The 23,310-nt window shown below is 55.9% G+C and carries 11 protein-coding genes; 2 read left to right on the plus strand and 9 right to left on the minus strand.

Going from position 1 to position 23,310, the window contains the following annotated elements; genetic code table 11:
- Positions 1-6: 6 nt before the first annotated feature.
- From DDZ13_RS11050 to DDZ13_RS11070, 5 genes are all read right to left on the minus strand, one after another.
- On the minus strand, positions 7-3,507 hold the full coding sequence (locus DDZ13_RS11050; RefSeq protein WP_110131515.1) for a hypothetical protein: 3,501 nt from the start codon (positions 3,505-3,507) through the stop codon (positions 7-9).
- 405 nt (positions 3,508-3,912) lie between these two features.
- On the minus strand, positions 3,913-4,620 hold the full coding sequence (locus DDZ13_RS11055) for a PEP-CTERM sorting domain-containing protein (RefSeq protein WP_110131516.1): 708 nt from the start codon (positions 4,618-4,620) through the stop codon (positions 3,913-3,915).
- Positions 4,621-5,014: 394 nt separating this feature from the next.
- Complete coding sequence (locus DDZ13_RS11060) at positions 5,015-5,443, minus strand: TA system VapC family ribonuclease toxin (protein ID WP_110131517.1); 429 nt, start codon at positions 5,441-5,443, stop codon at positions 5,015-5,017.
- Positions 5,440-5,706, minus strand: a complete 267-nt coding sequence (locus DDZ13_RS11065; RefSeq protein ID WP_146209349.1) for a hypothetical protein — start codon at positions 5,704-5,706, stop codon at positions 5,440-5,442. The genes DDZ13_RS11060 and DDZ13_RS11065 overlap by 4 nt, the downstream gene beginning before the upstream one ends.
- Before the next feature lie 386 nt (positions 5,707-6,092).
- Positions 6,093-7,664 carry a sulfatase family protein gene (locus tag DDZ13_RS11070; protein ID WP_110131519.1) on the minus strand — a complete coding sequence of 524 codons (1,572 nt, stop codon included), beginning with the start codon at positions 7,662-7,664 and terminating at the stop codon, positions 6,093-6,095.
- A gap of 120 nt (positions 7,665-7,784) precedes the next feature.
- Here DDZ13_RS11070 and DDZ13_RS11075 point away from each other — a divergent pair, with 120 nt between their 5' ends.
- Entirely contained in the window at positions 7,785-9,176 is a 1,392-nt protein-coding gene (locus DDZ13_RS11075) for a sulfatase family protein (protein WP_199221106.1), read from the plus strand.
- Between the two features lie 14 nt (positions 9,177-9,190).
- On the opposite strand, the gene DDZ13_RS11080 is transcribed toward DDZ13_RS11075, so the two are convergent.
- The 4 genes from DDZ13_RS11080 to DDZ13_RS11095 form a co-directional block, all read right to left on the minus strand.
- Positions 9,191-10,138 carry an alpha/beta hydrolase gene (locus DDZ13_RS11080; RefSeq protein WP_110131520.1) on the minus strand — a complete coding sequence of 316 codons (948 nt, stop codon included), beginning with the start codon at positions 10,136-10,138 and terminating at the stop codon, positions 9,191-9,193.
- 146 nt (positions 10,139-10,284) lie between these two features.
- Positions 10,285-11,097 carry a hypothetical protein gene (locus DDZ13_RS11085; RefSeq protein WP_146209350.1) on the minus strand — a complete coding sequence of 271 codons (813 nt, stop codon included), beginning with the start codon at positions 11,095-11,097 and terminating at the stop codon, positions 10,285-10,287.
- A 71-nt stretch (positions 11,098-11,168) separates the two neighbouring features.
- Positions 11,169-13,367 (minus strand): hypothetical protein, encoded by a 2,199-nt coding sequence (locus tag DDZ13_RS11090; protein WP_110131522.1) that lies wholly within the window; start codon positions 13,365-13,367, stop codon positions 11,169-11,171.
- Positions 13,368-13,431: 64 nt separating this feature from the next.
- The gene (locus DDZ13_RS11095; protein WP_110131523.1) at positions 13,432-15,408 is read right to left on the minus strand and encodes a right-handed parallel beta-helix repeat-containing protein; all 1,977 of its coding nucleotides are present in this window, start codon (positions 15,406-15,408) and stop codon (positions 13,432-13,434) included.
- 227 nt (positions 15,409-15,635) lie between these two features.
- On the opposite strand from DDZ13_RS11095, the gene DDZ13_RS11100 reads away from it, so the two are divergent.
- Entirely contained in the window at positions 15,636-23,210 is a 7,575-nt protein-coding gene (locus DDZ13_RS11100; RefSeq protein ID WP_158279897.1) for an Ig-like domain-containing protein, read from the plus strand.
- Positions 23,211-23,310 lie beyond the last annotated feature (100 nt).

The following is a 23,310-nucleotide window of genomic DNA, read 5'->3' on the forward strand; positions in this document are numbered from 1 at the left end:
GGTTCTTTAGATTTCATCTGGATTCAAATAGCGGAATCCGACAACGCGAAACGGGCGTCCGATGGTTTCATTGGCCGGTTCGTCGGGCAAGCGCTGGACCAGCATTTCGCACCAGGCTTCACCGACCACCTTATCCGAGCCGGGATTGGTATGGCGACCGTAACTTCTTATGATAAATGTGTCGGAGCGGGCGCTCAGTCCCGGCCCGACCGTGGTCAAGATGTCTGCCTGGGAGAGGTCGCCGGGAGCAAGGTCGAGTAGGTTGCCGTCGATATTGTTCTGGACCGGAGCGTCGCTTAGTTCGGCCGGCTGGGTATTGTCGACGACCCCTTGGGTCGATGGATCGGCATCGATGGCCGCTTGCAGGGCACCCTTGAGCCCGCGTTCGTCGTCCGTAAGCCGCCGGTTGATGAAGTCGGAGAGCGAGAGGAAGGGGCCGCGTTTTTTGACCTCTTCGACCATATTCTCGGCCAGGGTCCGGATGGCGGCACGCTCGAAATCGAGAGGTCCGCCGCGCCAGGGCGTGTTGCTGTTCGCGGTCGGCAGGCTGAGGCGGTGGAAGGGATGGTCGAGTTTGGATGTGGTGGCAAGGGAGCCGGAACCCTGATTCAGGTAAGAAATACCCTCGCCTCCCAGGCCGGAGAGGAAGGCAGCCCAGGCCTCGACCGAAGTTGAATTTACGTTGAAGGGGCCGCGGAGTAAGAGATTCGCAGCGGCGTCCTCGTAACCGGCTTCTGATGGGTTGTCCGGATTGGGAAGGCGGTCATACAAATAGTCCTTGTTTCTGTCCAGTTCGACAAAGCGCTCGCGGAGTGGGGCAAGACGGCCGGGGGAGCGATTGTCGATATCGTAGGGGTCGATGGTCGATAGGAAATAATCATCCCAGAGCGCATCGTTGAGAAACCAGGAGAGATCCATGAAGGTTCTGTTCGCAAAATTATCCACGGCATAGGCGCGCCGCACATGCGGGTCGGCCATGCTGTTGCCCAGAGGATAAGTGGGATTGTGCGGATAAAGGTTCGCCAGGTGGGCGTGTTGGTATTGACCGAGCGATTCCGGAGGGCGTCGGGGGACATCGAACAGACTGATAAAGTTCTCCCCGCCACTGCCGCCGGCAGAGGCCCCCCAAAAGCCACGCATCAAGGTGCCGCTTCCGGTGGAGACGCCGGCCTTTTCGTAATTTACATCACTCGGGCCGGGTAGAAATCCAAACCAGTAGTTGGGAATTTGACCGTCATAGACCCCCATGAGCCCGCCTTTGGGGTAGATGGGGCGCACGTTGAAATTGGCGAAACGGCTTGGGCTGTAGTCTGGTTCTGCGAATTCCGAACCGGGCAGCAGGTGCAATTCGATGCCACCCAGGAAAACCAAGGCATCAGGGTTGACGGTCACACTTGTATCCAGTCCCGGGTCCACGGACGGATCGTCGAAGTTCCGGACCAATCGAATGCGGAAATCATGGGTCTCGAAACTCGGTCTGGCACCTTCGGCGTCGCTTGTGATCCTGGTTTCGATCTCAAGCACATCACCCTCCGTCAGTTCATCCAGGTCATTGTTCGGGTCGGAAAGTGTTTCGGAGAGCGTCAGGTAGGGGAAATCGCTGGGATCATTGGCGGGAAGGGTGTCGGGAAAAATCGAGGTTAGCGCGACCGGGTTGCCCTGATTCCAATCGTCCGCCGCAGCGACGTTCTGGACCGTGTAGACCCGTATTTCACCGGGAGCGAAATCATTGAGTTCGGGGGAGGCGGGATCGAATTCGACCCACAATCTTTCGTTGCTGCTGGTCAGTATCCCTCCGGACAGAAAATCACCGGTTCGGGTGAGTGCGAAATCTCTCCCGTTAATGGTGAAAACCGTTTTTACCTTTTGCTCGACATCCCAGTTGAGCACCGGGAAATCCTCGAAGAACCCGTCCAATGCTTCGTAGGAGATGCCCACGTTATACGGATTCCATAAGGTTACCGTGGGCGTGACGCGCATCACGGGATGGTAGTATTGGTTGCCGGAGGGATCCGTCCGTAAATTCCCGGAGCTGTCACGGCTCTCGTCGACCGACAAATGGAACAGAAGGTTGAAACGAAGCAGAACGGGAGTAACCGGACTGGTGACCGGTTCCACTGGTCCATCGGACCGGGACAGAATTTCGGCATCAACATCGGACGGCGCCCAGTAGTCGAGGTGATCGCGGGTTGCCACCCGGAAATCGTTGAAGCCGGAGTGTGTGTCTGTGGAGAGCCGGACCTTGGGCATGTAGTAATTGCCCGATCCGCCCGGATCCGGGAGAGGCACAACCCTCACCGCGCCGTTGTCCGCATCCGCCAGCCTCTGAAAAGAGTTGTGGTAATCGCGAAGGATCTGCCAGCGGGGAGCGAAGAAGTTTTTATCCGCCGCCGACGGACTGCGGATGCTCTGGTCGGCTTGGGGATAGTCTTGATAGTTGAAGATGCGCCGCCGGCGAAAATCGTTTTCGAAAGCGGTGTTGGTCATCGCAATTGAGGGATCAAAATTAAAGATTTGCTCCGGGTCTCGCCAGAGGGCGAGCGACAAGTCCTTGCGAAGGCCCCCGCGCCGGTTGCTGCTCAAGACGCCGTAGCTATAGAGACTGAAGTCCGCCATCAGATTGTCTTCGGCCAATGCGCTGCCGGCGTTGGTGCTGACCGACGCATCGAAAAAAACGAGTTCGGCCGAAGCGCTTGTGTCGGTGACTTTGCGCAAGCTCGAAATCAGATCCGCATTGTTGAAGTCGGTATTTTGGAACCACTCCGTGCCGCTCAGGTTGTTACGATGGGGAAAAAGGTAGCGCGGGATGTCGCGGACTGGATTGCTCTCCCGTTCGGCCCGGTATGAATCGACCATACTTATATTGGCCTTAACACCCTCGTCCGAAATCCACCAGGCGATGGCTCCCCGATCATCCAGGTCTTGGAGCGGAACCCTGACTTCAGTGATTGTCGGTTCGGTCCCGTTGTAGGGGATCGCTTGAAGAGAGGCGACGACGGCGGTTTCACCGCCATTGTCCGGATTAAAGGTAAGGCCGTTTTCGGCCACCGATTCGACATTATTCCGCTCTTCTTTAGGGAGTGAGACCAACCAACGGTTGAAGCGTCCCTGCCGGTCCTCTGCGTCACCCGGATTCCAGTTCTCCGTGTCCCAAGTACCGGTCCAGAAGCGTGTGATCTCGTCGGCGTTAAAGGGTGACACGCCATCCTCAGGATCGTCAGGGTTTTGACTTGATAGGATTTCCGCTCGCGCACTTGTCCGCGTGTCCGCCCCCATCGACATCTGCAGCTCGCCAAGTGCGATCATTGCCGCGGTGCGCGCATTCTGCTTCGCTTGTAGAACGGAGCTTCGGGACCCCGAGGAATTTGTCTCGACGGTGAGAAATGCGGTCAAGGCAAAGAGCAGAACCATGATAAAGCCCATCAAGGTCAGCGAGATAACCAGAGCGAACCCTTCCTTCGACGTTTGGGGCGAGCGCCAACGCTTAAATCGGGGCGGGGTAATCATCTAATAAATATTGTACAAATTTAGAAAGATACAACACTAGAGATTAATTTGAGAAAAAAAAGTCGGTTTTAAAGCCCATTCGAGCTGAAAGGAAGCGTACTTAGAAAGGATCAACAGTGGCTTGATTTGTACGTCGCCGCTTGCCCGTTTTGCCAAATATGATTTGCGTGAAGTTACCTTTCGCTATGGCACTAATTCCCTGTAGGTAAATGGAATTCGCCGGAGGATAGGTTCCGCATTCATCTGATTTCTTTGTAACAAAACGCGGTCCAAGTAAGAGAGTTTACAGTCGAACTTTGTCCGTTGTCTAAGTTTAGAAAGATTCAAGCACGGATGATCCGCTATGAAACAAAAAGCCCGTCGTGATATCACGACGGGCTTCGGCAAATCGGTTGTGGAAATTATCTATTGTCTCCGTCGAGCCATGATCCAGCCAATAGCAAGCATACCGGATAGAAGTCCGAAGGACGACGGCTCGGGAACCGCTGTCACGTTGCCACTCATCGAAAAATCACCAAGAGACATGTGGGTGTCATCACCTCCAGCTTGTGTCTTAGTTACGAAAAGTCTAGCAGAGTAATTCTCGCCCGCTACTAAATCGGCGAAAGTTGACAAGTCTATGGTTGTGGTAGCTGTTTGGCCGCCACCAAAGTCAGAGCTTGTACCTATCGCCGAAGTCTGGGTGTAGCCGTTGTCCCCAGATATGGTCAACTCCCAGTCGATAGTACCTTGTTTATTCCTGAGGGCGCCACCTCCAGTGATTGCATAGGAGGTCAGGGATAAGGACGTGAGATCAATGGCAGATGTGCTAGCATCCAAGGCTAAAGAAAAGTCAATATACCATCCATCAGTCCCTCCTCCAAAAACGGATGCATCTGGGTCTAGCTTATCGGCTTGAACGTCGTGATAATTGGCAGCTCCGCCGCCGTCGTTGAAAGCGGTAAAGGAGGTGCCAGCATTAAATCCCACCTCAGTGTTCCATGAGGTGATGGTCGCTACATTATTGGTTTTGGAGACACCGGTAAAGTCATCCGCGAGAATGACCGTCTGAGCTGTGGCAGCGCTGGTAGCAAGGGAGATGGCGAGAGCGCTGAATAAGATTGGGTTTTTCATTAAAGTAGGGGTGTTTGAAGTTAATAATTACAGGACAGCGGGATCGAATAACCTCGGAACCTTAATGTCAATACTGATTTAATAATTATTTTTTAATTATTTAAATATTTACCGCTTCTTGATGGATTGGTCTTTTTCCGGATTCTTAATCGAACGCCTTGGATTTCACGGCGACATTGGAACACGCTTCATCCAAGTGGGCGCGCTTGCTGGTGAGACAATATGGTAAATTTTTGAAATAAAAGTTTCATTTACCGCAGGCAGATGGAGCGACCCCGGGCCACTGGCGGTGGAAGGATGAGGGTTGTGTTGCCGACTGCGCCAGCTTTCTCGATCGCCTTCAGCGTTTGCTTAAAGCGCCGCGGCATTCAAACAGCTTAATTCAGAGTCCGATTCAACGCAGGGGATTTTTCCATCGGATCCCGGGGAAGCGGTCAAAGTCGCGGTCGTTGCTGTAAATGACGGCCGAGTGTTCGCGGGCGTGTACGGCAATGAGCGCGTCTGTGCTCAGATTTCCGCCCATTTCTGCCTCGGCGAGTAAATCAAAGAATACGCCGACGGCGCGCTCGGACACTTGAATGACCCGGACCTGCGGGCAGTCCAACCATTGTTGGACCATTTCGCGGACGGATTCTCCGTCCAGGGGGGCCGCACAAATCTGAGGGTGGGTCATGATACGTGTGAAGGCGAGGAGCACGACCCAGGGGATGCCGATCGTTTCGTCGGAGGAAAGCGCGGCCTCCCACCAAGTTCTCGCTTTGTCATGCTGCGGACAAGTCCGGTCATGCGCGAAGATCAGAAGATTGGCATCGGGGATAATCATTCTTCAGCCACTTTCAAATGATCCTCCGATTCCAGCTGGTCATAGACCTGGTTCATGCTCATCCCGCGGTAGGCCGCACGGATGCCAACCGCGTGCGTCTTGATGCGCCTTCTCTTTATTTCTTTCGATGGCGCGGAAAGGCCTCTCTCCAGCGTCTCTTGAACAATCTTCGTCATGGGGCGCCCCTCGGTCCGTGCCCGTTGTTTCAGTGCGTCCAGTAAAGCATCATTGATGTCGATTGTTGTTCTAATAAAACGCATCATGATGTGTTTATTCGAAAGATGCAATCGGAAATTTTCCGGCACCAGCCGGAGGCGCCGTCGCATTTTGGGCAGCTTTATGGCCGTATCTTTCAACGTATCTCCTTGGGCCTCCGAATTCAGGTGGATGCCGGAGGGTCGTTATCGTAGTCGGGGTGATTCATCCCCCGACCCGAAGGCAAGTTCTGTTTCGCTCCATCCGAACAGGCCACAAGCTCTGGAGGCGCTCGACCTCCTCAAGCCAGTTCCCAATCACCGTTACGTTCTGTCGGGGGATGAATCACCCCGACTACGGGAGCTGGATAACCCCATTTTCGTAAGAATTCCGTCGAGGCCATGCTCAGGCCCTTTGAAAAGCTCAAACCTTGTGGCCAAGAGATAAGAAGGGATCAGTCCCGCCTCAACCGCGGGGCCGAGTGGCCCTGCTCGCGAATTCGTGTCAGCAGGCCCTGTAGCTCAGTCACGACCGCGGGGTGCGCATCGGCCAGGTTGCGGCGCTGGCCGATGTCCCGGCGGAGGTCGTAGAGTTCGACCGGAAGCTGGTTGTCGGCGGGGTAATCGAAGGCTTCTTCCCAGGCCTCGTATCCGCCCGAGTGGTAACCGTCCTCCGCATTGATGAGAAGCCACTGATCGTGACGGATGGCGAACTTGTCTTTGAAGGTGTTGTGGATGTGGCTGCGGCGGCTTCCCCCGGGCGCGCCCCGGAGCACTGATAATTGATTATGTGAGTCTTCCGCCTGGTCGTCGGGCAGCTCGTAGCCGACGGTTGCCGCAATCGTCGCCATGAGGTCGATCTGTGAAATCAGGCTTTTGTTCACAACACCCTCAGGGGTCACCCCCGGCCATTTGACGATGAAGGGTACGCGGTGTCCGCCTTCGTAAATATCCCGTTTCAGGCCGCGCAGGGGGTCGGAGGACCAGTGGCCGTATTTCTCGAAGCGCGGGTAGGCGTATTTTTCCGGGCCGTTGTCGGCGGAAAAGATGACGAGGGTGTTTTCGGCCACGCCGGCGTCCTCGAGCGCCTTCAGCAGCTGCCCACAGGCGTCGTCGGTTTCGACTACAAAGTCGCCGTAAGGGCCGGCTTCAGAACGACCGTCAAAGGCGTCGTTTGGAATGATCGGCGCGTGGGGTGAAGGAAAGGCGAAATAGAGGAAAAAGGGCTCTTCGCCTTTAGCAAGCTCGTGAATTTTCCGCACGCCCTTCTCCGTGGTGGTGGGAATATTTTCGTAGGGATCCCAGCCGGTCACCATAGGCCCGGGGCGACACTCCCAGTGACCCTCCTTGATGGGCTTCCATGCTTTCGTATCCATCATCCTGTCCGGCGCCTCGACCACCCGGTCGTTCTCGATCCAGCAGTAGGGTGGGAAATTGATCACGGTATCGCCAAAGTAATAATCGAAGCCGTGGGCCAGCGGTCCGTCGGGAATCGCCCGGCTCCAGTCGAAGAGCTCCGGGCGGTAGCTGGCCCGGCGATCGGTCGGGTCAAATTGATCCCGTTTCTCCTCCCTCACGATCGAGCTCCAGTCCCAGCCGAGGTGCCATTTGCCGATGGCGGCGGTCGTGTAGCCGCTCTGTTGCAGCATTTCAGGCAGGGTAAGTTCCTCCGCGTCGAAGGCGGATGCCCCGAATATTCCCACGATACCGTGGAATTTCCGCCAGTGATGGCGGCCGGTCAACAGGGCGTAGCGGCTGGGGGTGCAGATGCCGGAGGAAGAATGGCCGTCGGTGAAGCGCATGCCTTCGCCGGCCAGCCGATCCAAATGGGGTGTAGGGATTTTTGAATCCGGGTTGTAACAACCGAGGTCGCCGTAACCGAGGTCGTCGGCATATAGGATCACGATATTCGGCTGATTTTGTGCGGCGGTCGATGGCGTGGTTCGACAACCGGTTGCCCATGCGGCGATCCACAGCAGGCAGGTGGCAGGCAAAAGGTAGCGGCAGATGGTTCTCCGGTATTCCATGATTTCAGATATTTGTATGGCGTAGCCATAGGAGCTATCATACCCGGGTTCAATAAAATAATATTTATTAGCGGTATGTCTTGCCCATTTCCCGATTAAATGGAATGAATTGACGCTGATATGATGGTATCCGCCAACGCCGTTTTTCTGTCCGCGTTAATCTTCTTGCTGTCCAATGTCCACATTGCGGCTGAGGTCCTAGATCAATTTTCCGGGCGCCCAAATATCGTTTTCATCTTCGCTGATGACTGGGGTTACGGCGACTTGGGTGTCCACGGAAGTCGCTTTCTCAAGACGCCGAACCTCGATGCCATGGCGGCGGAGGGCACTGATTTCCAGAATTTCTGGGTGAATAACCCGGTATGCTCGCCCAGTCGCGCCGCGATCATGACCGGGCAGTTTCCGGCGCGGCATCGCATCCACGGCCATTTTTCTCATGTCGCCAGCCACGTTGAGCGGGGCATGCCAGATTGGCTCGATCCAGAGCAGACAATGCTGCCCCGGTTGCTCCAAGAAGCTGGTTATAAGACCGGTCACTTCGGCAAGTGGCACCTCACGAACACGCGGGTGCCCGATGCCCCGACACCGAGCGTTTACGGGTTCGATGAATACGGGGCCTACAATCTCTCGGGGGAGCAGATGCCGGTCGAGGCGACTTGCTCGCGAACAATCGACTTTATCCGTCGCCACAAGGATCAGCCTTTTTTTGTCAATGTCTGGATTCACGAGACACATACGCCGCACTATCCCAAGGAGAAATATCTGCAGCAATTCGACCATCTTGGTGAACAGGAACGCGTCTATGCCGCGGTGGTGGCTGAGGCGGATGCGGAAATTGGTCGGATCCTGAATACCCTGGACGAACTCGGGCTGACCGATAACACGCTTGTGATCTTCAGTTCGGACAACGGCCCGGAAGTGGAGGGCGGTGAGGCGCAGCGGTATTCAGCCGACGCCTCGACGGGGCCGGGCTTGGGTCGAATGTATTCGGTGGGCGAAACAGGCGGGTTGTCCGGGCAAAAGCGCTCCTTGTTGGCCGGGGGGCTTCGGGTTCCCTTTATCGCTTGCTGGCCGGGGCAGGTGCCGGCTGGCCGGGTCGACCGGACCGCGGTCATGGCCGGTGTCGATCTACTGCCGACTTTTTCTGCCCTGGCAAATGCGTCGCTACCCGCGGGCTTCCAGCCGGACGGGGAAAATATCCTGCCGGCCTTGGCGGGCGGGGATTTCGAGCGCACGAAACCGCTCTTCTGGGAATGGCGTAACAGCGACGAGTTCCGGGACTGGTGGCCGCGCTACGGCGTGCAGGCGGGGCAATGGCGGATGGTCATGAACGGGGATGCCAGCCGTCTACACCTCTACGACATGGAGGAGGATTGGGTCGAACGGCACAACCTCGCCGCCGCTCATCCGGACGTCGTGGATCGCCTTCGCGCCAAGCTTAAGGAATGGGTGGCCACGCTGCCGACGGGTCCGGCCGAGGCAGGGCTTTCCGCGGCACGGGGGGACCTGTAAGCGAGCCTTTGGGATTACTCTTCAAGTGCTTGAAAACGTTTCAGGATAAATTCGTCCAAGGCTGCCTGTCGGGTCGCTTTGTTTGCAAAGACAAGAGTACATTCAAGGTTCAGTGGCTTGCATTGCTCCTGTAAGAGACGGCCGAATCCGACATGATGGATTCCGTCGCTTTCAGGCGGGGCGGGGGTATCGGAGCCGTAGACAATGAAGACCGGCGGGTCGTCCTTGCTGAGATGGGTAATTGGAGAGGCCTCGGTGGAGATCGCCTTGTATTCCTCCCAATTGGCAAAGAGTGCCTCGAGGCTGGACGCGCCCACCGTTTCCCAAATCATGGGGTGACTGGATGCGCTGGGCCCGAGTCGCTCCTGCACGACCCAGGGGTTGATCGTGCTTTGGGCTTTGATAGCGGCCGCCGCTTGGATTCGGGTCGACTGTCGCTCGACGGGGTCGTCGCTATCCGGGTCGGCCAGGTCATCGTGATAAGCCAGCCACAAGCTGGAGCATCCCCCCGCCGAGCCTCCGGAAGCGATGATGCGCTCGGGATCAATGTTCCACTCCTCCGCCTTGCTGCGGACGAATTGCAGGGCCCGGGCCGCGTCGTTCAGGCTGCAGGGCAGGGTGTTTTCCCCGCGCGCCAACCGGTAGTTGATGCTGACGTAGGACACGCCCTGATCAAGAAGGTTGAGTGAAGGGCCGCTGTTCGCTTCCTTGCTGCCGGAGATCCAGCCGCCCCCGTGGATGTAAAATACCAGCGGGGTCGGTTCGTCGGATTCCGCCTGCCAGAAGTCGAGCTTGTTCCGCTCGTGTGGACCGTAGGCGACATCACGGATAGTCGGTGGATATTTCTTTGGGGTGACCGAGATGGTCTCGCCCTCCAGTTCGACCGTGGTCGGATGTTTCGTGCTGACGCAGCCCGCCAGACCGAGGCTGAGCAGAAGGCAAGCGATGGAGTATCGAGTCATGGGATTATTCGTTCGGTACAGCACGAGTAGCGGGCAACTGTTTTCTTTCGCAGTCGGACCGGCTTGCCGTGCAATTCTCTACGGCTTATCCGGAGGCCCAGAGGGCGAGGGGCCAAGGCGGCCCGACTACGTTTATGATGCGAAGTTTAATGTGTGGCATGAGACTGAAGACGCTTCACCTTGAAGTCCCGGTAAATAAATTGCCGTGTGGCCATGTGCCGGAGTCCGATCCGCCCCTTTTCGATGAGCTGCGGCTCCAGAGTGCCGGCGACTTGAGTTAAATCCCAAGTGTGGTCGAGCAGGATTTTGCCGCTTCCTTTGTGTTCCAGCCGGAGCTTGAGGGAGTCCGCTCGTTTCTCGACTTCTACCCGGTAGGTCTCTCCGGTTTGCATGCGGGTGTAGTCGACCATGGGCTTGATCAATCCCCGGCCCTCGTACCACTCGCCCTCGGAATCCATCCAGGGGTAGCGCTTGCAGCGGAGGTTCTCGCGGAAGCTCAGGCTGATGAGGTCCATGTATTTGAAATATTTGTCCATGGCCGGGATCTCGCGGAAGTCGTTCCATTTCGTGAGGTCTTTCTGGTAGCGCCCCTCGCCGATGCCCTGGGCCTGGACGTAGAGAAGGGTGGTCCCGTAGTCGCTGTCGTCGATCCGGGTCAACTCGTAGCTGATCTTGATATCACCCTCGAAGACTTGCCTGGTCCAGAGCACGGCGTGGTGGGCGTGGTACGCCACTGGGTCATCCTGCTTGGTCACGGTGCCGGCGGCGAAATAGAGGCCGCCGTCGCGGTGCTCGAGCGTGGCTTCTTTCCCGTCGAGAAACCAGTGGTCCCGCCAGTCTTTCGTCATCGAATCCTCGAAGAGCAGATCGGGGTCTTTTGTTTCTGCTTCCGGTGCGAGATTTGTGCAGGAAACTAAAAACGGGCTGATAAGCAGGATGGTTGTGACTAAATGGTTCATCGTTATTGTTGCTTTCAGGTTATACATATTCGGGCTTTGGAAGAATCCTTATGCGACATGAGCGCCGTTTGCTATAAATGAATCAGCCCGGGGTTCTCACGGAGGGCTTTCAAATATTGGGCGTGCAAGGTCTTGAGCCGGGATGAATACTCGCTATTCACGCTGACCTTCTCACTCGGACTCAACTTGGAGCATTGCCCCTCAATCACTCCATCCCTAAAGGCTTCGAACATATAGAAGCGGTCTATCGGTGCTCCGAATTTTTTACGGCTTAGGGGCTGAATCTTGTCGGCAGAGGGGCATTGAATGGACCCATTCTTTGTATAGGAGTTGTGGTATACGGCATTGGCAACGGCCGTCATGAATTCGTCGTCAGCACCTAGTTCAGGGGTCGCGTCGTGCACCAGCATAACCCCCTGCATCGAGTGTGAATAATGGCCTTGATCATCCGCCCCGCCGAGTAGGAGGCCGTTCTGCCTTTTGGTATCGCCCCCGGCTATATACGGATAGTAAAAGTAAGTTTTACCGTCCGCTTCGGTGTAGAGACATCCCTCGCTCTTCCAGTTTTTGAAATACTCCCGGACGCACTTTCGATAACGGTCAATCTGTGGCTGAAGCGCGCTTGTCTTGACGACCACCTGCAGGTCTTCAAGCGCTGCCGTTGCCATGGCAATCGTCCCAATCCCATTCAAGGCACGGTTAAAGGCGCGGCGCCTGAAATCATCCGCCAGTTCCTTGGGTATGCCCATTTCCGAATCGAGGTTATCGTCCCCTTCGCATACCGGCTTCAAGGTGGACACGATCGCCTTAAGAAAGCTTGCGGCCTCCGCAATCTCTTGCTCATTCACCTGTTCAGGATGCTTCCGTGCCAACTTAAGTGTGAGCCTTGCAGAGACGGCCATGGAATACATGAAGGCCATACCCTCGGGGTCGCGCGCCTTCAGTTGAGCCACGTCAGGATAATTGTTACACAGATCCCGGTAATGCCGGGCTGACACCCGGAGCGACTCAAGGATGCGCTTGTCGCCGGTAGCACGGTAGGCCTGATAGAAGGTCAGCCAGTTGTCGACGGGGAAGAAAAACCGCATGCCCATGAACTCTTCGAGAGATGCCAGAGGATTTTCGAAGGGTGCTTCCAGTATCGAATAATCCCGGGCCAGCGTCTCCTGGATCAGAATATCTATCTCCTTTTCTGAAGGGCGTTTATCGGGTGAGAAAGGTTCGGGTGTCCACCCTGCAGGAGGTGTAAATTCCGGTGCGGTGGGCCGCTGCCTCAATTTTTTCAGATCTACCGTGGTGAGGTTCGGTCCCCTCTCGATGCAGTGTACACACACGTAAGGGTTCATGTCGGTCTTTGCCATGGCTTCGCCCATAGTCATCGGGACATGCTCGGGTTTGATAATAAAACGGTGGCACCCGGCTTGATGCCATTTTAACCTTCCACTCTTCATGATTTGAGTCAGGCCAGGTGTATCCTGATTGAATTCCTTTTCCGGGTGATTGCGGCGGTATCCGTGAAAGCAGCAGCGCTCTCGTCCTGACTGTCCGGTTTCCCCGATGCGCCAACCTTCCTTGTCAGCCTGTTCGAGTGTGATAACTCTCTTCTTATCCTTGAGAAGAACCATCGGGCAACTTTCCTCGTGGACACGCATCCAGAGCGCATCGCAGTAGGCCTTGGTCTTGGGGTCATACTCCTTTTCCGGGTAATTAAGCCACGCCGCTCGCGCTTTTGCGCCCTTCCGACCGTATTTGCCGTAGTCCTTACTCTTGTTGCTGCTCCTCGCCTTCCGCTCAACATTCAGTTGGCTCCCCGGGCATCGCGAGCACAGCATCGCGCCGGCGGCTGTCATCTTTCCGTAGGTTGAATTGACTTCCTTATCCTCGGGAAACCGGCGGCAACTCGCGATATGACCGCGCTTGCCACCGTCCCAATAGACTTTGGTCTCGGGTGGGAAAGCCTTTGCCTTCTGGGATGCCGCGTCGGATGTCTCGGCCAGCCTCTCCTCGTTAAGTTCGCTGCCGGGGCAGCGCGAGCAGGGCGGGAGCTCCTTCACTTTCGCCTCGGCCAGCGTCATCTTGGTCAATTTGGCAAGTTCCGCCGGGTCGTCGGTCAGGCGTCGGCATTTCTCGATATGGACGCGCTTCCCGCTGCCATTCCAGTAAACGGTGGTGTCGTCGGGCAAGCCTGCATGCGCAGTCGGCAGGTTTGAGGCCACTAGGACCGCCCAGAAGAGCAGCCCCGGGATGAATTTTCGGGGTTTTGGTTTCATGTGATATGTTGATTGTGAAATGTTTCTCGAAGCTCGAGACGGAGTGAACCGGTCGGAAAAGCAGCTATTTCAGGACTGCCTTTGCCCGCTCTTCGCCGATCCGTTCGATCAGTTGTCGGACGAAGAGGCTGCGCGGTTCCACCGGAGCGGTCGGGCTTTCGATGTGGCCGCTGCCCATGACCGGGAAGCCGTAGTATTTGCCTTCCCGGGGCGTGCCCCAGTAGCCCGCACGGTTGTTGGCATACATGAGACCCTTGGTGCCGTGCTCGCGTTGCGGGTCGCCGGTGAAGCCAATGGCGAAGTTGTTCTCGCCCTCCGTTTCCGGATCCATGACGACGATGTTCCGGGCATCGCAATTCCAGAAAAGCGTGTTGGCGGCAGCCCAGCCGTGGCCGCTGCCGGAGTCGCCGCGGTTGATGGCCGCGAGTGAACCGTCCTCCGTAGTCACATTGTCGTAGAGAAAGCCGGTGCCCCAGCGGTGGTGGGGCTCCGATTGGCCGCCCCGCACGGAGGTGCAGTTGAAAAAGACATAGGGCCCCATGTTGCGCGAGCCTCCGGCGAAGCAGTGGCGCGCATCCTCGGCGTAGCAATTGTAGAAGAGGTGGCCGGTGCCTCCGGCGATGGAGAAGGCGTAGTAATTGCCTCCGCGTTTCGGGCCGACCGGTTCCAGGAAGTTGCAGTCCCGGACCGTTACGTGCATCGTATGATCGGCAACTTTGACGGCGGCGAAGCTGACGTGCAGCACCGTGCAGTCGCGCACCCAGCTGTGCATCGCCGAGCTTACCGAAATTCCGTTGCGGAAGTTTTTGAAGTTCGCCTGCTTGCCCGTATCCTTTACCGACGTGTCGTAATTGGAAACGATCCGGAGGTGTTCGACGCCGGATTGCGAGGCCAGCGGATCGACGCTGACTTTAAAAACCTCGCCGCCGCCATGCACTTTGGCAAAGGATTGCGGCAGCATAACTTCGAAGGTAATCGCATCGCCTTGGATTCTGGCAATCTGGCGAATGTGCCGGAACTGGTAGGACTCGGGTTTCCACGGCCGCTTCTTCAGGCCTTCTTTGCCGCCCCGAATGTGGCGGAGGCGCTCGCCCATCCCGAGATCGTCGATCCATCTTCGATTAACCGTCTTGCGCACGCACACAAAGTCGCCGGCGTTGAACTGGTCCGCATCGGTAACATTGACAGAGTAGCTGGCGCTCGGCACGTAGTCATCCCTGATGCGCACGCTGTCGGACTCGCCGACGTGATCGATTCCTTCGCCCGACCCGATCGAGATCGCATCGCCTCTCCCGCTGTCGCTTTGACAGATCAACACGGTGCCATTTTCGCCCGAGCCCTCGCCGCGCAAGACCACGCCGGAAGGAACATGCAGACCGCCGGACAGGTAATAGGTGCCTTGGCTCAGAAGCAGGGCGCCCTTGAGACCATTGCCGTCAGCCGACCTCTGTGCGATCGTATTCAGGGCGTCCTGGATACGCTTCTGACTGTCTGGTCCCATTGGGTAGGCCATGCTCCCCTCCCGTGTGACTTTGCCGGATAGCGGCTCTAAAGTTTTCAGCACCTGCACGTCCGGTAGGGGCTCGTTGCTCATTTTATAGCCGCACTTGGACCAATCGAGAAGCCGGTCGCCTTTTTCCGAGTAGCTGTCGTAAGCAAGCGCTCCGTTCGGACCGGTGGCAACCAACGGCGCGTACGGGCTGGCTTTGAAAGGTGCCTCGCGAATTTCGTCTGGAGCCGGATTGACCCAGGATTCAAGCCCGCCGTCCTCGGGGTTTCCCTTGCCGGGGGTGGTGCTCCCCGGGCACCGCGAGCAGAGCGGCAAGCCTTTGGCTTTCGCCTGTGCGAAAGTCATCGCGACCATCTTCGCTTGGGCCTCGTCGCTCATGCGCTGGTAGCGGCGGCAGTCTTCGAGGTGGGCCCGTTTTTTTTCTGCCGCCTGGTAGACGGTGGTCTCGGCGGGCGGCTCGGCGACCAACACGAGTGGGCCCAAGGCAATGCAGAGCGATAAAAGAATCGAAGGGGTAAACAAATGAATCATAATAATGATTAATAATATATTTTCTTTTCTGACAACTAATTAGTGAGAGAAGTTTCGAATTATTTTCCGATAATACCTTTAAGTAAAAGGCCTGTATGTAAAATTTGGGCAGTATAATAAATATCCATTGACACGGATAATTATTAATTTTTGTCTCTATGTCATGGTGGCATACTATTATTTTTGTCGCACCCCGCCACATTTCACTCCCAACCCCAGGAGACCCCATGAAGAAAATCTCGTTGTCGCTTTTGATCGCAGGTATGGCATTTTTTCAAGCCCACCTACCAGCTGCTGAATCCCAGTTATGGACGACTGACCAGCAGGGTAACGTTACCTGGGACCCGAGGCTACCTGACTTTACGAATGTCGGCTACATGAATGGTGATGTGGTTATTCCGGACTGGCCGGTGGGTGTGGATGTAACCGATCCGCAGTTCGGCGCGGTCCCGGATGATGATCAGGACGATTCCGATGCTTTTATTGCAGCCATTGCTGCCTGCCCGGTCAATAAGGCCGTATTTGTGCCCAAGGGCCGGTATATTATCACCAAGCAGATCAGCATCGACCGGGACTACGTGGTGCTGCAAGGGGAGGATATGTATGAGACCGTCCTGTTCTTCCCGAAGTATCTCAATGAAGTTTATGTTCAAGAAGTCGGGTATGAGAACCCCGATTATTTTTCACCGGGAAACGGTTATCGGAATACAGGAGAGTCGGTGTTTATCCTCATGCCGGGTGGTACTCACCGGAGTATCGAAAACCTCTCGATTGAATTCCGCGAGCAAACAAAGATAGGTCACTGGGCGCACAAAGGGGGCGATGGGATTCGAAACTCAAGCACCCACAGCTGGATGCGGAATATCTACGTCAAAAACGGGGATCACTGCATTTCCACCTCGGGTGGCCAATACATTACAGTTCAAAATATTGTGATCGATCAGTTCATTGACCGAAACAAAGTCGCGGTGGAACAGGAGGGAAGCCGGGTCGGCCACATGGCGATGCATTTGAACGATACGGATGATAACTTGTTTCACAATATTCTCTTCACCGGTGCATGGTCCCACGGCTTTGACACGAAGCAGACGCATGGCTGCGTCATCTCACACGTGAAATCTCCCCGAGGTGCAGCGGCTTATCATGGGCAGGGTGTGCGGGATAATCTCTACACCGATTTCGAGGTAAACTATTATGCGGGTTCACCGAACAGTAATAATCCGATCAATGAGACGTTTTGGGGGATCTACTCTCCCGACGGGGATTTGGGAATGGATCCTGTGCACCCGGACGATACGCTTTATGCCTACAATCTGGAGTTGGACGGTCACATCATCGTCGGCTATGATGTCGATTCGCTTTCCCTGCCGACAAAGAGCAATCCTGATTTCTGGTATGAAAATATCGATGCGACGCAGTTGTCGCCACTCAACCTCTATTTGGCTCAGATGGAGGAAGTCGGGAAACCTGTTCCCGCCACGCCTCAATTGCAAGCGCCGGATCCCTATACCGGCGATGTGATTCGGATTAAGGCGGTGGGCAACGGTAGCGTCGATGCCGCAAATCCGGATCAAACCTATCCGGTTTTCTCTGGAGACGATTACACTCCGTTGAGGACGAAAATTTCCATCACGAATGATCCCTACCTAAAGTTCGACCTCAGCGCGATTGATCCTGCGGAGTTGACGAATATTCACCGAGTCCGTTTGCGCCTGGCCACAGAGGAGTTCAAGAACACTCCAGTTGAACTGGGTATTTTCTCTGTGACGAATGATGCCTGGACAGAGAATACGATCACTTTCAACAATAAGCCTGCGCAGGTGGCTCTACTGGATTCGTATCAAGTCAACGAAGACACCCAGGCAACGGTGATGGAATTCGACGTCACTGCCTTCGTGCAGGACCAATGGGCCAATGACCCTAACAAGGAGGTGTCGTTCAACCTCGATATCTTGTCTGGCAATGGTTTCTCGAGTGCCATTAACAGCATTAATAACGGCTTCGGACCTATCCTCATCATCGAACAGGTGGCAGACCCTGTTGCGGATGCTCCCTCCGCACCAACCGAGGTGAGAGCGACGAGTTTGATCGGTAACGTCTTGTTGGACTGGCCCGACAACCCTGAGTCCGATGTAGTGTCTTACAATGTTTACCGCAGTTATGTATCTGCAGACCTGAAGCAATACACCTTCCCGATCGGGATGGGCCTGACAACGAGTGACTTTATCGACATTCAACACAAACACTGGGAGGGCTGGGACGTTGGGATGCTGCGTGACGATATTCCCTACTTCTATCGTGTGACGGCGGTGGACAAGCATGGGAACGAATCCGAGAGTAGCCATGAAATTATCGCGTCCGCCAAGAGCTATCTGGATGACAGTCTGCCTCCTGCCTTCAGTCAGGATCCGATTATTTTGCCCAAGGCGACACAATATGTAACTAATTCGGACAGCCTTGCTGGTTCAGCCATCGATCCGGAGGGTGACACTGTGTATTATGCGAAACTGGACGGTCCGGATTGGGTGCAGGTTGCTCCCGACGGTTCCGTCACGGCGACACCGCGGGCAGGTGATACCGGCACCTTCCAATTTACGGTGGTGGTCAGTGCCCTGTATGGCGGCCATGACGAGGCGACGGTGATCCTTACCGTCGACCCGGCGGTTCCCGATGCACCACTGCTTCGGGATATCATACCGGGGGACGGAAGCATCCAACTGGACTGGGATCACGATGCCGAAGGAACCGCCAACTTCACCTTTAGCGTCTATCGTGCGACTTCAGCCACCGGCCCCTTCAGCCAGATCGCCAGTGGTTTGATGCAAAGTGACTACGCTGATTCCGGCCTGAACAACGGAACCACCTACTATTACCTGATCACCGCCAGCAACAATTCCGGAGAGTCGCCCATCAGTGAGCTGACCAGCGCGACTCCGATTGCCGGATTCTCGGTTGGCACGACCTATATCGGTGGCGGACTCATTACGGATCCGGCGAGCTGGGATAATGGTCTGCCGATTGGCCAGTGGGGGCGGATTGATATCGATGCATCGGTGGATACCGCAATCAGTTTGGATGGGTATCAGGTTCTCCACACCGGAGGGGAACTGCAGCCCACGGGAATCTCAGGGTTGAAGCTCATCAACGGCAGTCAGTGGATCACGGAGGGGCCGACGGCCACAACCGCGACCAGCTTTCGTGGCTTTGGCGTGAGTAGCGGCTCTTCCTTCACGCTCAATAGTGGAAACATTAACACAAAAAATGGCAGGGACTGGTCGCTATCCGATGCGAATTCTGCGATCACGATTAATGGAGGCACGCTCAACCTGGGGCGGAGCCTGAAGATTTCCGGAACAGCGGGACCGATCTTTGCGCTGAACGGAGGCACGGTGAACGGAAATCTCTCCAGCGGCTACATCGGAGGTAATAACATCAGCGATAATACCAAAACGATGACTTTCGATGGTGGCACGATGACTGCCTACAGCCTCGATTTGAGTGGCGACAACACGACAGCTGAATTCGGAGGCACAACGGCTGGGTCTCTCAGCGTGGAGAATATCCTCGGCTTCGGTTCGAACTCGGCGATCAACTTCCTCCCGGGCTCTCGCATGTCGCTCAGTGTCAGCAGTGCTTCCAATTGGGCGGAGACCTATTGGAATTCAGGTAACCTGACTTACAACGGGCAGGGCACAGCCGCGCTCGGTTCCTGGGCGACGGTGACGGCTGCGAACGGCCTCGAGCCCGGCGTGCAGTTCGCCTTCGACGGCGGCACCGGGACGCTCTCGCTCACTCAAGCAATGGCGGCCAATCAGCCTCCGGCCTTTTCGAACGATACGATCGAGCGTTTCGATGCTTCAGAAGCGGTCGCCTACACCGGAAGTATTGCTGGTGACGCGTCGGATCCCGAGAGCGACCCAATGACCTTCTCCAGGTTGTCCGGCCCGGCCTGGCTCAGTGTGGCAGCAAACGGAGATTTGTCCGGGACTCCATCGAGTAGCGATACCGGTTTGAACAGCTTCCTCGTTCAGCTCTCTGATGGAAACGGTGGCAGTGATACCGCCACCCTCGAAATCACGGTGGAGAATATCAACGATGCTCCGGTATTCATCAATGACCCGATTGCCGGCGACGCTGCCGCGGAGGACGAGGTCTACGAAGGCAGCCTCTATGGCAGTGCCAACGACCAGGATGGTGATATACTCGCCTACACCAAGACTGGTGGTCCGGCCTGGTTGAATGTAGCCCCGCTCGGCAATCTCTCCGGAACACCCGGTAACGATGATGTCGGCCTGAATAGCTTTACCATTGAGGTATCCGACGGAAATGGTGGTATCGATACGGCCGTTCTGGAGATCACGGTGACGAATTCGAATGACGTTCCGGTCTTTGGGAATGATCCGCTTACAGGATTTGCTGCCACTGAGGAAGCAGGCTTTAACGGCTCCCTGTCCGGCACTGCCAGCGATGATGACAATGATACTTTAAGCTACAGCAAGACCGGTGGTCCTGCTTGGCTGAGCGTGGCATCCGACGGGGTTCTCTCCGGAACACCCGGCAACGATGATGTCGGCCTGAATAGCTTCACCGTAGAGGTAACCGACGGGAATGGTGGCAGTGACAGCGCCGTCCTCGAAGTCACCGTCGTCAATGTAAACGATGCTCCTGTATTCACTTCCGATCCGATCGTTGGTGCCGACGCCACGGAGAATACTTTCTATTCCAGCACCCTGGCCGGTAGTGCTAGCGATGTGGATGTCAGCGATATTCTCAGCTTTAGCAAAGTGTCTGGCCCGGACTGGCTGAATATTGCCGCTGATGGTGACCTCTACGGTACGCCCGAGACCGATGATCTGGGTCTGAATTCCTTTACGGTAAGCGTGTCCGACGGACACAACGGCAGTGATACCGCTGTTCTGGAAATTACCGTGGTCGCCGGTTCGTCACCGACTGTGTTTACCGATGCAGATGCGAATGACAGCCTGATTTCGAATCCGGGCAACTGGTCGAATGGACTTCCTACCGGCGGTGCGCTCGGCACGATTGCCATCAACGCCAAGCATGATTCCGGTTTCACCCACGTCGGCTATCATGTCATCCACACCGATGGTGCCGTTACCAAGACAGGTTTCAGCGGCCTGAAGCTGGGGGCAGGCTCGATCTGGGAAATGAACGGAGCTTCGGCCCAAGTGTCCTCCACGCGGGGGATGAGTCTGGCCGGTGCTCTCTTTATTATGAACGAGGGAACTGCCGATCTCACTGAGAACACCAGCGACAGCTCATTGAATGCTGGCAGTGAGTTAATCATAAACGGAGGAAGCATGGATATGGGTCGTTCACTACTCTTCAATGGTGGCGATCTTACTGTATCCGGAGGCACCTTGAATATCGCTGCCGACATGGGCTCCCGGAACTTTCATGGCGGCGGCAATGCCAATCTGGGCGGTGGCTCTGTCAGCGCCGACTTGCTCACATTCGGTCAGGATACCTTTCAGGTAAACTTCGGCGGAAGCGCAGCTGGCACATTAATCGTTAGTAATTTCGGTGGTAACCGTGCCGATGTTAATCACATCGATATCAATTTTGAACCCGGCACCCAAGTTTCGATGCAACTGACCAATCCGGTTGAGTCCGGTGCCTCCGGCGACGGAGACCTCGGATGGTCTGCGATCGGATCCGAGACCGGATTGTCCTGGGCCGAAGCCCTGTGGTCTGATGGCCGATTGACCTATAATGAACAAGACTACACGACCTTGGGCTCATGGGCCGCAGTGACCTCGGATGGTTTAGGTGATGGCTATGGCTTTGCCTATGACAGCGGCACGAACACCCTGTCACTGATTTCGATCAATCAAGCCCCAGCCTTTAACTCGAATCCTGTCCTTGAATTGGCTGCTGATGAAGACGTCGCCTACAGCGCGTCCCTTGCGGACAACGCCTATGATAACGATGTCGGTGCCTCCCTGACCTTCGCCAAGGTTAGCGGGCCTGCGTGGCTGATTGTCGGAACGGATGGAAGCTTGTCTGGCACACCTTTGAATACTGATGCCGGTCTGAACAGCTGGACGGTGAGCGTCAGCGACGGTATCGCCGATCCCGTCGAGGCGACTCTTGAAATTTTCATCAATCAAGACACGGCCGCCCCGGACGAGCCCGCTAACTTCGCCGGGACCGCTGAGAACGGCTATAACAGCTTAACTTGGGATAGCAGCTCAGCGGCGGATTTTGCCAGCTACAAAGTCTATCGTTCCGAGACGGCGGGTGGTCCCTACACAGAGATCGCGTTCGATCTATCGACGAATCAATACGAAGATTCGAATATCACCGAGGGCACAACCTATTATTACGTCGTCACCGCACTGGACGACAACGGGAACGAATCCGTCCTGAGCGGAGAGCAATCCGTGACTTCACTCGTGAGTAATATCGTCCTTGCTGCGGACTATCCGTTTAACGGTTCGTCCTCGGCTTCCGTCGATACGGATCTCAATACCAGCGCAAGCACACTGGCTCAGGGGCCAGATCTCAATGCGAGTTACGACACACGGACTTTCGGCGTCCGCGGTAATCCGGTGCCATCCTTAAAATGGACACACGGTGATATTGATGACGCAACTGTCCTCGATGGCGACTATCTCGCTTTTAGCGTGTCCTCCGATGTCGATGGTATGCTCCCACAAGAACTCAGCTTCGACTTCAGTGGTGAGTCGCTCGACATCTACCTCTTCTCGGACGAAGTCGGCTTCAGCAGCGTGGGGGATGCCATTGCCTCCTTCACGGTCTCAGCCGGACTGAACAACTATGTTATACCACTCGACAGTCTGAGTGCCGTTGCGGAGTCCGGATCCCGCGAATTCCGTCTCTACTTCCAGGCGGATGGCACAAAGTGGAGCGGAACCGAAGTCTGGATTGATAACATCACCTTGAGTGCCGAAATCGGCGTTGCGCCGACGCTGAACGGTCCACAACTGGCCACTGCCACGTTGAACGGAATCGGCGATAGCTGGACTGTGGTCAACTTGCAGGCGACCTACAACTCACCCGTCATCGTGGCCTCGGTGGCCCTTTCGGACAGTAACCAACTGCCGGTCGTGGCACGCATCCGCAACGTGGGTGCCGACTCCTTCGAGCTTCGAGTGCAGAATCCGTCCGGTGAGGCCATAGGGACCTATGACGTGCACATCGTGGTCGTCGAGGAAGGTGTCTATAACGCGCTGGAGCACGGGGTCGATATGGAGGCGTTCCAACTGCTTTCGACCGGCACGAACAAGAAAAACAATTGGTCGAACACTTTGATGGAGCAAGTCGCGACGTCCAACACTTACACCAGCCCGGTCGTGCTCGGACAGGTCATGAGCGCGAACGACGCCAACTGGTCGAGCTTCTGGTCCTGTGATGGCAACCGGGGCAACCCCGCCACTGCCAGCTCGATCTTTGTCGGTAAACATGTGGGTGAGGATTCCGTTACCACGCGTGCGGACGAGACGATCGGCGTTATTATCCTGGAGTCCGGCTCAGCAACGGTCGAAGGCATCAACTTTACCGCAGCTGTCGGTGCTGATATCGTTAAGGGTGTAGGCAATGGCGAGCCGTTTACCTATTCCCTTACCGGTTTGTCGACAGTCTCTGAGGTGGCGGTCAGTGCCTCCGGCATGGACGGCGTGGACGGGGGTTGGCCCGTGCTCTACGGCACGACGCCGGTCACGACGACTAGCCTCGATCTTGTTTTCGACGAAGATCAGACTGGCGACATCGAGCGTGGGCATACCAGCGAGCAAGTGAGTTACCTGGTTTTCGAGTAATTCAAATGTTGCAAACTGGATATTTCCCATGGTGCTCGCGTATTTGTAGACCTAATAACGCTAGAATTGCGGAGTAAATGCTGTGCCCAAAACTCTGCGT

The sequence above is a fragment of the Coraliomargarita sinensis genome, from assembly GCF_003185655.1.
GTDB classification, from domain to species: Bacteria; Verrucomicrobiota; Verrucomicrobiia; order Opitutales; family Coraliomargaritaceae; genus Coraliomargarita_B; species Coraliomargarita_B sinensis.